General features: G+C 53.1%; 12 protein-coding genes. All 12 read right to left on the minus strand.

Features of this window, described 5'->3' with window-relative positions; translation table 11 throughout:
• Positions 1 to 135: 135 nt before the first annotated feature.
• Positions 136 to 771, minus strand: a complete 636-nt coding sequence (locus tag RISK_RS11205; RefSeq protein WP_150122551.1) for a hypothetical protein — start codon at positions 769 to 771, stop codon at positions 136 to 138.
• A gap of 111 nt (positions 772 to 882) precedes the next feature.
• The gene (locus tag RISK_RS32190) at positions 883 to 1,695 is read right to left on the minus strand and encodes a hypothetical protein (protein WP_047814400.1); all 813 of its coding nucleotides are present in this window, start codon (positions 1,693 to 1,695) and stop codon (positions 883 to 885) included.
• 98 nt (positions 1,696 to 1,793) lie between these two features.
• Positions 1,794 to 2,096: a hypothetical protein gene (locus tag RISK_RS11215; RefSeq protein ID WP_150122552.1), complete on the minus strand. Its 303-nt coding sequence runs from the start codon at positions 2,094 to 2,096 to the stop codon at positions 1,794 to 1,796.
• Between the two features lie 246 nt (positions 2,097 to 2,342).
• Positions 2,343 to 2,609 (minus strand): hypothetical protein, encoded by a 267-nt coding sequence (locus tag RISK_RS11220; protein WP_150122553.1) that lies wholly within the window; start codon positions 2,607 to 2,609, stop codon positions 2,343 to 2,345.
• A 1,534-nt stretch (positions 2,610 to 4,143) separates the two neighbouring features.
• Positions 4,144 to 4,545: a hypothetical protein gene (locus RISK_RS31500; protein ID WP_150122554.1), complete on the minus strand. Its 402-nt coding sequence runs from the start codon at positions 4,543 to 4,545 to the stop codon at positions 4,144 to 4,146.
• A 125-nt stretch (positions 4,546 to 4,670) separates the two neighbouring features.
• Entirely contained in the window at positions 4,671 to 5,009 is a 339-nt protein-coding gene (locus RISK_RS11240; RefSeq protein ID WP_047814406.1) for a hypothetical protein, read from the minus strand.
• A 203-nt stretch (positions 5,010 to 5,212) separates the two neighbouring features.
• Entirely contained in the window at positions 5,213 to 6,157 is a 945-nt protein-coding gene (locus RISK_RS32810; RefSeq protein ID WP_047814407.1) for a hypothetical protein, read from the minus strand.
• Complete coding sequence (locus tag RISK_RS33565; protein ID WP_053061151.1) at positions 6,126 to 6,794, minus strand: zinc-ribbon domain-containing protein; 669 nt, start codon at positions 6,792 to 6,794, stop codon at positions 6,126 to 6,128. Before RISK_RS33565 ends, RISK_RS32810 begins: the two co-directional genes overlap by 32 nt.
• A gap of 57 nt (positions 6,795 to 6,851) precedes the next feature.
• Positions 6,852 to 7,421 carry a hypothetical protein gene (locus tag RISK_RS32195; protein ID WP_160311432.1) on the minus strand — a complete coding sequence of 190 codons (570 nt, stop codon included), beginning with the start codon at positions 7,419 to 7,421 and terminating at the stop codon, positions 6,852 to 6,854.
• A gap of 95 nt (positions 7,422 to 7,516) precedes the next feature.
• On the minus strand, positions 7,517 to 7,951 hold the full coding sequence (locus RISK_RS11260) for a hypothetical protein (RefSeq protein ID WP_150122555.1): 435 nt from the start codon (positions 7,949 to 7,951) through the stop codon (positions 7,517 to 7,519).
• A gap of 138 nt (positions 7,952 to 8,089) precedes the next feature.
• On the minus strand, positions 8,090 to 8,428 hold the full coding sequence (locus RISK_RS11265; protein ID WP_047814410.1) for a hypothetical protein: 339 nt from the start codon (positions 8,426 to 8,428) through the stop codon (positions 8,090 to 8,092).
• Positions 8,429 to 8,528: 100 nt separating this feature from the next.
• The gene (locus RISK_RS11270) at positions 8,529 to 8,966 is read right to left on the minus strand and encodes a hypothetical protein (protein ID WP_150122556.1); all 438 of its coding nucleotides are present in this window, start codon (positions 8,964 to 8,966) and stop codon (positions 8,529 to 8,531) included.
• Positions 8,967 to 9,193 lie beyond the last annotated feature (227 nt).

The following is a 9,193-nucleotide window of genomic DNA, read 5'->3' on the forward strand; positions in this document are numbered from 1 at the left end:
GGGCGAGCGACTCGGCGTTCAACACCGGGCATCTTGAACAGAGGACTTGAGCTTCGGCTAGGCGACGCGTTTTGAACCGCGACGAACGAAGCAACATGAAAGAGAAAGTGACTCAACCGTCGCATCCACGCGAAGTCAAATCCTTATTGGTTCTCCGCCGTTTGGTTTTTGCGTGGAAAGTGAGTCAGACACACCAAGTATAGCGTATGCGCGAACGATCGGATCAGTTTGTTCCAGCGCCGCGTTCAGTGCGACCTTTCGTGTGTCAGATTGCGAAAACCGATAGGACGAACGACGCGCATCGCCCGCACGCGGATGGCAGTCAACTAAGGCATTCGCCAAGTTGCTAACGCTGTAGGCGTGCCGTTTTGCTGTGCTTTGCATGTTGCGTGCAAGATAGCCAGCGAGTTGATTCGTTGACGCGATGAGCATCGAATACAGATCGGACAATGGTGGTATGGCCAAGAATGTATCAAGACCGCCGCGCGACCAATCGTCAAACGTCATGCGATGTTCAGCGGAGTTGAAAAAGTCGGGAGACAGCTTGGCGTCGCATTTCGAGCATTGCCATTCGTTCCATTCCGGAACGGTCGTTGCAGATACGTTCGGCATATCCGTATAGAGGGTGTCGCATTCGCAGCACAGAACCATTGGGTGAACGCAGTTAGCGCACTTGAACGGGAATGGGTTTGCGTTACCGCAACACGGAAATCGAGACGCATCAAGCGTCTGCTCGATCACCCACGACGGTCGATGTTGCGTGTCGGTCATGGACTTCAGTCGGAGAACGGCCGCGATAACCGAGTCGCGGCGATTGATTTTCGATTGTCAAGAACGACGACTCCGCGACTTCGGTTCATCGCATGGTTCGTCCAATTTGTTTTACAGTGTCAGGATTGTCCCATTAGGTGTGCGGCGTACCACGCCCTGACCGATGCGGAAATCGATTGCTCCGGAATTTGCATTGAGTGAGATGTCGCTATTTCTCGCCGGTGCTTGATCGTCGGCATACCTCGCAGCAGCAGTTTGGGCGGGGAGCGTGCCGTTGTTTGCGGTCACTTTGTCAAATGTGACGTGCCAGAATGGACAGTTGGCCAATAATAGGTTGTGAGGAGTAATCTCGATCCATGTTGAGCCAAGATTTGGAATAAGCGGGCGTCGTCCGTTAATTGTAGGGAAGCGGAGTGATCCGCATGAAATAGAATCACCGGATACTCGATCCGTGCCAGTGAATTCATACCAAATGCCATCGGTGTCCTCCGCCACCGGTTTCAGATTGAATCGATAGGATCCCGATCCCCAATGAAATGAATTTCGCACTCCAAGGAACTGGCCACCCTCTGCTTGAATCTGTTGCGGTGTAGGAAATTCAGGCCACCCGCCCTCCGCAACTTGCACGTCATTGGGGTTAGATGTTTCAAAGTAGCTGAATAGCAGCCCCGAGCCACGCCATTGACGTTTGTTCGCGTCGAATACGTTCGTTTGGGGGCCGTGATATGAGTAAATTCCGCGTTTTTGGAATTGAGGCAAGTCTGCGAAAATACGAAAATCGTAGAGTTGGAAATATACCGTGCCAATTTGAAAGCCTTGCGGACCGGGAGGGCCTGGCGGGTCGTTATGAACGGTAACGTCCATTTGCAAGTCAGTGATCTCTGGAACGCCAAAGTCCCAAACGATGCTGTGGAATGTAGGCATGCTTCTCTCTGGACGAACGTTAGTGATCAGCGGGGACGGGCGAACGACGTGCAAGCAGACGAAAAAACGGACCACCCGTCCTCCGTTGAATCACATGGTTACCCGCCGTCATGCGAGCGTCCGATACGAAAGGCGAGTTCGTCGTGCAGCCAGCTCTCTGCGGTCGCCACTTCCTCTGCAGTCTTGTGGTTTTCAAATCCCTGCCCCGAGTACCAGGGGGCAGGCCATTGAGTATGGTGATCGCTAGTCCACAACGCAAGAAGTTGCAGCGTTTCCTCGAGTTCTTGCTTAAATGGGTAGGCAGTCCGAACATTGGCGGGGAATACAGCGAGAGCGTCCAGAAACGCATCGTTCAAGAGATGCTTTGAATGGCCTTCGGAGACAAATTCGCGTGCAAGCATTCGTATGTCGTGACATACATCGTCAGAATTCAGGGCAGCGTCAATGCGAGCCAAAATGTCAAGCATCACAGAACGGTTTCCAGTCACGCACTCTCAGTCGGGTAACGCTACCCGTAACCGGGTCGCGTCGAAAAAGTTTACCATCGCCAAAACGCTTGACACGCGACTCCGGTTCACGGGATTGTTCCCCGCTTCGTCTATGCGTTTTGCTTCGGACCAAATCGACGTGAGAGCCAAACGCGAGTTCTATTCAGCAGTATAGCGATCACAAGTCATCTTGGCCTGAGGGCCATCCTCGTCAAGCAGATGCACCTCGTAACGACCAAAGTTTAGTGAAGCGCCGGTCGCATTCAAGTCATAGATCTTGATCCAGTAGCAGTCCTCGAACAGAAACAAGAGAGATTCTAGTGGTGAAGGACAATCGAGTGTCAAAGTACCAGGCGCATTCGAGTGCTGATAGGCAATGCGGGCCTGGCGAGGGTGCGCGATGACGTTGACGGATTGAACTTGCAATCCGTATTCGGTCGCGCAACACGCGTCAGGCAGTTCGGAGCTATGCCGAAATTCAGTCACGGTATGGAACGTGAGTTAGAGTTAGCAATTTCAGTCGGGGAACGTCCGCGATAACCGAGTCGCGGCGAGTGATTTTCCATTGTCAAAAACGACGGCTCCGCGACTTCGGTTAATCGCATGGTTCGCCGCTATCCTCGGTCTTGGGGTTGCCGGAGCACCACGTGTGCGGCTCAGCAAGTTCTGAAGTGAATTCGCGGCTGCCAGTGGAAATCAACGACCTGCAAGACCAGTCGAATTTCACGCGAGTGTCACGTCGGCGTTGCTCGATTGTAACATGAACGTTGGCGGTGACGCTTGCGATTGTAATAGCGGAAAGTGGGATGCCGTCTGTGTCCAGGCGATGTCGAAACCATGCTGCAATTTCGGGACCAATGTAAGTCGTCAATTCACCGTCAACGCTGTGCGTACAGGCACCTGTCAATGCATCTACAGTAAGCGTTCCGTCAGGCAGCCGAGCAAAACGTTCGAGATCATCTTGCATCCGCCATCCGATCAGCATCTGGCACAAAGCGTGTGCGTACGACTTGAGTGGCTTGAGTCGCAATTTCGGTCTCAATTTCAGTCGGCGAACGTCCGCGATAACCGAGTCGCGGCGATTGATTTTCAATTTTCAAAAACGGTGACTCCGCGACTTCGGTTCATCGCATTGTTCTGCCTTCCGCTCCGATACCGAAACGACCCTTCCATCCGCAACTAAGTATTCACGAAGATCTGGACTGTTGGAAGACGAAACACGAATCGTTTTGCTTCCATCTCTCGTTAGGTTGCACGCCAATGCAACAGAGCTTGACCTATTTGGATAATTGCCGATGCAGAGCCTTCCGTCATCGTGGTGTTCCCAGACCTGCCAGTTTCCGTCTGGGTCAGGTTTCTGTACTGCGTAATGCACCTGTGAGTCGCAACGCAGGTAGTCGAGCAGAGAATTGGCGTCGAGCTTGGACGATGCGCGATAGACGGGACTGTCGAACCCCCGAGGATCTTCGCGAATCACTACGTGAGTGACGGTTGAATCGTCCGGTGTCTCGATGTGCCAAACATCGTGAAGATCGATGGAGTTTGGTAGTTGTTCAATCGCACGAAGTGTTTCCCACGGGTAGCCATCAAGAGGGAGTCGCGTCGTAACAGTACAAGCGTCATGGTCAGCGGGACTGGCTGATAAGTCGATTGTCAAATACAGCTCGCCAACTCGAGCGTACCAACGGTGAAGCGACGCTGGATAGGATTCTTCGTAATCCGTGATGTGCGGCGCAATGCCGATGTCGCGAAGGAATGCAGTGGCATCAATTCCGAGATGCAGCTCATGAGGCTGTCCCGGCAAGTGCCCGTGTTGGTCAAGTAACGCCAACCATTCGTGATGCGTTAACCAATCCACAAACGAAACTCTTCGATAGCAGAACGGCAGCCGTAACCGAGCGGCGACGAAAGATTGTAAACTTCAAAAACGTCAATTTCGCCGCTTCGGTTCACGGCATGGTTACCCATCGCTGGGCGTCTCCGCGGTGGGCGATGTCGGATCGTTTCCGTAGCCAGTGAACAGCAAAATACACAACGCGATGACACATGGTATCGAATAGACCAATACCGCATTTGTCGTTGCGGTCAGTAAACACATCATTGCGGTGGCAGCCAAGCCCCAAACAGGAATTGGACCGTTCCAACTGCGAGCAGCGCCCCTGATTTGCATGGCCAGCAACACAACCGCGGTAATGTCGAAAACCGTGGTGGATAGGTCGGGGCTTGGATTCCCCGGCGCGACGAAGGGACGCAAGTGCCAGAAGATGGAAGTAATCGAGATAAGAGCCAACCAAGTTGAACCAAACCCGATCAGGGTGCCGGATGCAATCCTTGACGCTCGCGTTGGGTAGGGCGAATTCATCTACGTCGATTGAAACTCTATTGGGTAACGGCACGCGTCACCCGGTACGCGCGAAAGATTTTCCATTTCAAAACCGCCCAGTTCGCGTACTCGGGTGCACGCGATGGTTCCCCGCTCTTACAGGTTCAGAGCGACGGACGAAGTGCTAGGATCAGTCGTTTGATTTCCGTGAATGTATCAACTGGCATCCAAACTCCAAAGTCCCAGGTGACATCGTCTTGTCCGACCACGATGGTCATAACGTTGCCGTCGCAACGGGACCAGTGCGTGGGTGCGTTGAAACACGTCCCGGCCGTGACGGCATGTTCATCCGGCGCGACGGGCAATTCCTCACGATTGAGACGATCAACGTCATCAGCGGATAGCAGAACGTTGATTTCGTAGTTGTCTCCCTGGATTTTCACGCCGACAACGCTTTGGTTTCCAGCGAGTACGAGTTCAGCGACAACATCTGGACGTTTCACAAAGTTACAGCGTCGGTGCGAAGTTCAAGAGTGGGATCATCCCAGTCGGGGAACGACCGGCATCACCGGCCGGGGAGAGTAAAGTTGTCCATGTCAAATTAGGCCGCAAGCCCCGCTCCGTGTGAATGCCTTGGTTATCCGCCTGATGAATTCAATCCGGGCTGTCCGAAAGCCATTTTGTCCGACACACGCTGAAAAAAGCATCAGTTGGGGCTGTCGTACAAGACGCACCCCAGGTCTTCGGCCATGCTATTAGCGAGCTCATGCTCCAAGCTTCGGCATTTCTGACCAGCGTGCTCTAGCAGCCCCTTTAAATCGTCGTTGCTGCTGCCGCTAAGCGTAAGGTCGTGGTCGATTTTATTGCAAAGTTCTTCGACCTTTGCAGCATACTCGTCACATACTGACGAGAGCGACAAATTAAAACTTAGATCCTCAGATAACTTGGCCAAGAATGCACGAGCGTCGCTAGATCCAACAATGCCAGCCGCACCGCAGATCGTACGATATAAAAACAGACTTGAAACTACGTCTTCGGCCACCTTTTCGGGATCAAATTGCTCACCTGTTCTGTTGAAGGCATCGAGTCCAAGACTAGCTTCGATTCGTTTTCTACACTGATATTCGTACGCAGCAAGCTCGATACGGTCGGGACTCATGTCACCGCGAAGTCGTGTGTTGTCAGCAAGCCGTTTCCAAACGTCAATCTGCGCTGCCAATGTTGATCCCTGCTGCAACTCCGCGATTTCTTTCTGCGTTTGCAAAGACTCCTGACGCTCCAAGCGAGCAATACGCAACTCCTCGGTTTGCATCATCAACGCAACAACGACGCCGGCTAACGCTAAGCCACTGAAAAGAGCATTCAGGAATCCGTGAGCATCACCAATTTGTGCGAAGGCCTCTGAACCACCAAACCACCAAACCACCAAACCACCAAACCACCAAACCACCAAACCACCAAACCACCAAACCACCAAACCACCAAACCACCAAACGGCTATCGTGACTACGAGGTAGGCAATTGAGAACCCAAGAGCAACCAGGGAGACAACGCGAAATGTCTTGAGGTACGAATCCATATGTTGTGCTTGCAGGTCGGCACAGTAATGCCGGATAACGTTACCGATCAGCCGGCGGCGACGGTTGATCATCCACTTCAAAACGCCCGACTTCGCCGCTCGGTTGCATCGGATGGTTCGCCGCCGCTTCTGTGAGGATGTCGGCACGATTGGCCAATCCGCGAAACGTAGCGTGACGCCTGATCTTAGATTCGGATGGGAATGAGTTCAACAGTGCCCGAATACGTTGCAAGGTTCGATGCCCAAACGCTGAGTGTTCGACGAGCGTAAGGGCGCAGTCAATTAGTTCCAGCGTCTCTTTGTCTGTCCGGTCAGATCGGTCGAGAAGCGATTCGTATCGTTGGCGCAAGTGTGCCGTTTGTTGTTCCGATTTTCGACATTCGACACAACGAACACAGTCCGAATCAAGCCCAAAGCGTAGAACTTCGTACCAGTGACGCTGTTCCTCAGCGAAGAATATGAACATGCGGCCACAGTCGCGGCATCGACGTTCAACATCGTAGTAGTGGGTGACGGCAACAGTCGGCTCTTTTTGCCGTGATGTGTTCGCATTGATCGCAGTGTTCGGAATACGACAGTCCGTCGGAGAATGCCAGTGAATGAACGTGCTGCCGTAGTTTGTTTGTGGATTCTGACCAGTGATGCGTGGCCCGCGCCCGTACCGTGGGTGTTCAACGAAGTCCGAGAATTTGTCAGTGCCACGTTTCATGTTTCTGTGTCGGCGAACGTTGCGGATCACCCGGTCGGCGCGAGAGATTTTCCGTTGTCAAAATGCCCGACTCGCCGACTCGGGTGCATCCGTTGGTTCGCCGCTATCGACCCATCGGATCGGAAAACTAAACGTTGCCGAATCTTCGTTGATCCCGAAGTCCACCAAAATCGCAATCGTGTTCCTTGGAACGTGCCCTGGAACCGTTTTGATCATGACCAGCCCGTAGCCGTCGACTGAAGGTAAATCGACGAAGGGAGGGGGATTGAAGTCTTCGAGCGGCACACTGCGAGAATACGAGGAAACGGTAGGGCCCTCCGGTAGTGCATCCTTTCCGTCTACCTGACGGTATACCGGCGTAGTCGTGTTGATGTTGCCGACGTCTTCAGGGCCGGAATATTCGAGGACGAACATCAGATCAAGGTACGAAAGATTCTCCGACGAAATTCGCCGCTCCGACAACTGAAGCAAGTGGACGGTAATGTCTCCCGAAGTTCTAGACATGCTGGTGATGCATGGCATTGAACGCGATGCATCATCGCCATCGGTGCTTGCACGCTGATTCATGTTGCGGGAACCGCAGCCCGATAGCACAGCGATGACGAGGAGAATTGCGAGTTGATACATTGCGTCAGTCGGCGAACGTCAGCCGTAACCGAGCGGCGACGAAAGATTGTCAATTTCAAAAATGCCCGACTTCGCCGCTTCGGTTCACGGCATGGTTACCCGCCGGTTTTGGCAAGTTCATAGTGCCCGGACAACGTACCGTAGTATGCAGTCGGATCGAATGTAAACGCAAGTGTCGGATCGAAGTCGTCCGCGCAAACATCTTCACCATCGCCTGTTTGTGTGCCGAAGTCGCGCCAAACGATGCCATCGTCCGTACGTTCAATCACGCACGAAACAACGCCACATCCATAGTCGGCGCATTCAGCGCAGACGTAGATAGGTGTGCGGTTGCCGGGAAGATCGCCCGGGGTTTTGCGTAAGAGCATGGCAAGAAAGTGAAGTTCGACATCCGATCCAAGCCAGCCAATCGGAGGAATGAAGTCGCCAATGTCCAGCGTGTCGGCCAAACGTTTGCCATCTACGTAGAAGTCCCAGTAGGAACATCGGGTTCGTTTGCGTGTCGCGGATTGTAGTTGAAGTGAATTCATGCGTTGCGACGAGCGCGTCTTCAGTCGGGTAACGGTCGGCATCACCGGGCGGGGAGAGTGAAGTTGTCCATCTCAAATTCGGCCGCAAGCCCCGCTCCGGGTGAATGCCATGGTTATCGCGATTTCTACTAATCCGGATCAACGAAAGTCCGCATTGGCGTAGATGAGCCAGAGCGTCAACACAGAAAGACATCCGAGTAACAACGCTATCGTTAATGAGTATCGAGAGAAAAGAAGCCCTTTGACCGAACGGCCTGTCATGACCGCGTAGAGAGATACCAAAGGCGTCGCGATCATAAAGCCGGCAAAAGTGCCAAATCCCACTATGTCGACGATCGCGAAAGTGAGGTCGGATCGCGTCATGGCATAAATCAGTCCAAGCACGATCCCTACGCCGAGTATCAGTCGAAACGGGCGAATTCGTGACCGCTTTTCCTCGAGCTGCGCCTGGGGTGGTGCGTAAGGCGTCTCGGTCATGCGAATTTGGGTTCTCGAATGCGATAACGGCAGACATCACGGGGGACGGAGAGTTGACTATCCATTTCAGCAAACGCCGCAAGCCGTCCTCCCGTGCATGTCATTGTTCTGCCCGTCTTCGGATTCGGATCGACGTTGTGATGACGATTGTAGCACACCAACATACGAGGAAGACGGGAAGCACCAAGTTGTGCGAAATTTCGGGTGTTGAGATCGTGTCGAAGTTTGACGGATACATGTCGAGCCCACTCCGTCCCGTATCATTCCAAGCGAACCATTGATCGAGCATGCCAGTGTTGAGCACGGCAGCGATTGCGACGAAGATCAGAACTGGATGCCAGCCCATCCGTACTTTGTATCGTACTGCGAGAAAGCAGATCGTGAAGGCCAGCAAAGCAGAGAAAGCAGGCCAAGTGGCGATTGCCAACATGTGGTAGAAGTTGTCGGAGTCACCCCATGTGGTCGTGTTGATGCGAGATGCAGTCAAGCGAAACGGCAGGTAAAGCAGGACCGCGAGACTGGCTGGAACGACGGCCACGAATAAGATCGAGCGAGCAAGTCCCAAGCGATTTGGCGTTTCGGAACCGTCGAATGATTCAGGCGATGAGTAAGGGTTGGAACTCAGAGTTAGGTCAACTCCATGGCAGAACAATAGATTCAACCCTACTCAGTAGGGTCGTATTCGGGAAATTGCATGATACGGGGTAAGTGAGTTGGGGTGTTTGACCAATATCACTCAACTCACTCCCGTGCTCAAAATCTTAC

Origin of the sequence: Rhodopirellula islandica (assembly GCF_001027925.1) — a bacterium.
Lineage (GTDB): Bacteria > Planctomycetota > Planctomycetia > Pirellulales > Pirellulaceae > Rhodopirellula > Rhodopirellula islandica.

Bases quoted from the DNA above. Each gene is read 5' to 3' on its own strand.
- RISK_RS32195 (WP_160311432.1), bottom strand. From the start codon at position 7,421: ATGTATCAACTCGCAATTCTCCTCGTCATCGCTGTGCTATCGGGCTGC.
- RISK_RS33565 (WP_053061151.1), bottom strand. From the start codon at position 6,794: ATGAAACGTGGCACTGACAAATTCTCGGACTTCGTTGAACACCCACGG.
- RISK_RS11215 (WP_150122552.1), bottom strand. From the start codon at position 2,096: ATGCTTGCACGCGAATTTGTCTCCGAAGGCCATTCAAAGCATCTCTTG.
- RISK_RS31500 (WP_150122554.1), bottom strand. From the start codon at position 4,545: ATGAATTCGCCCTACCCAACGCGAGCGTCAAGGATTGCATCCGGCACC.
- RISK_RS32190 (WP_047814400.1), bottom strand. From the start codon at position 1,695: ATGCCTACATTCCACAGCATCGTTTGGGACTTTGGCGTTCCAGAGATC.
- RISK_RS11260 (WP_150122555.1), bottom strand. From the start codon at position 7,951: ATGAATTCACTTCAACTACAATCCGCGACACGCAAACGAACCCGATGT.
- RISK_RS11205 (WP_150122551.1), bottom strand. From the start codon at position 771: ATGACCGACACGCAACATCGACCGTCGTGGGTGATCGAGCAGACGCTT.
- RISK_RS32810 (WP_047814407.1), bottom strand. From the start codon at position 6,157: ATGATCAACCGTCGCCGCCGGCTGATCGGTAACGTTATCCGGCATTAC.
- RISK_RS11265 (WP_047814410.1), bottom strand. From the start codon at position 8,428: ATGACCGAGACGCCTTACGCACCACCCCAGGCGCAGCTCGAGGAAAAG.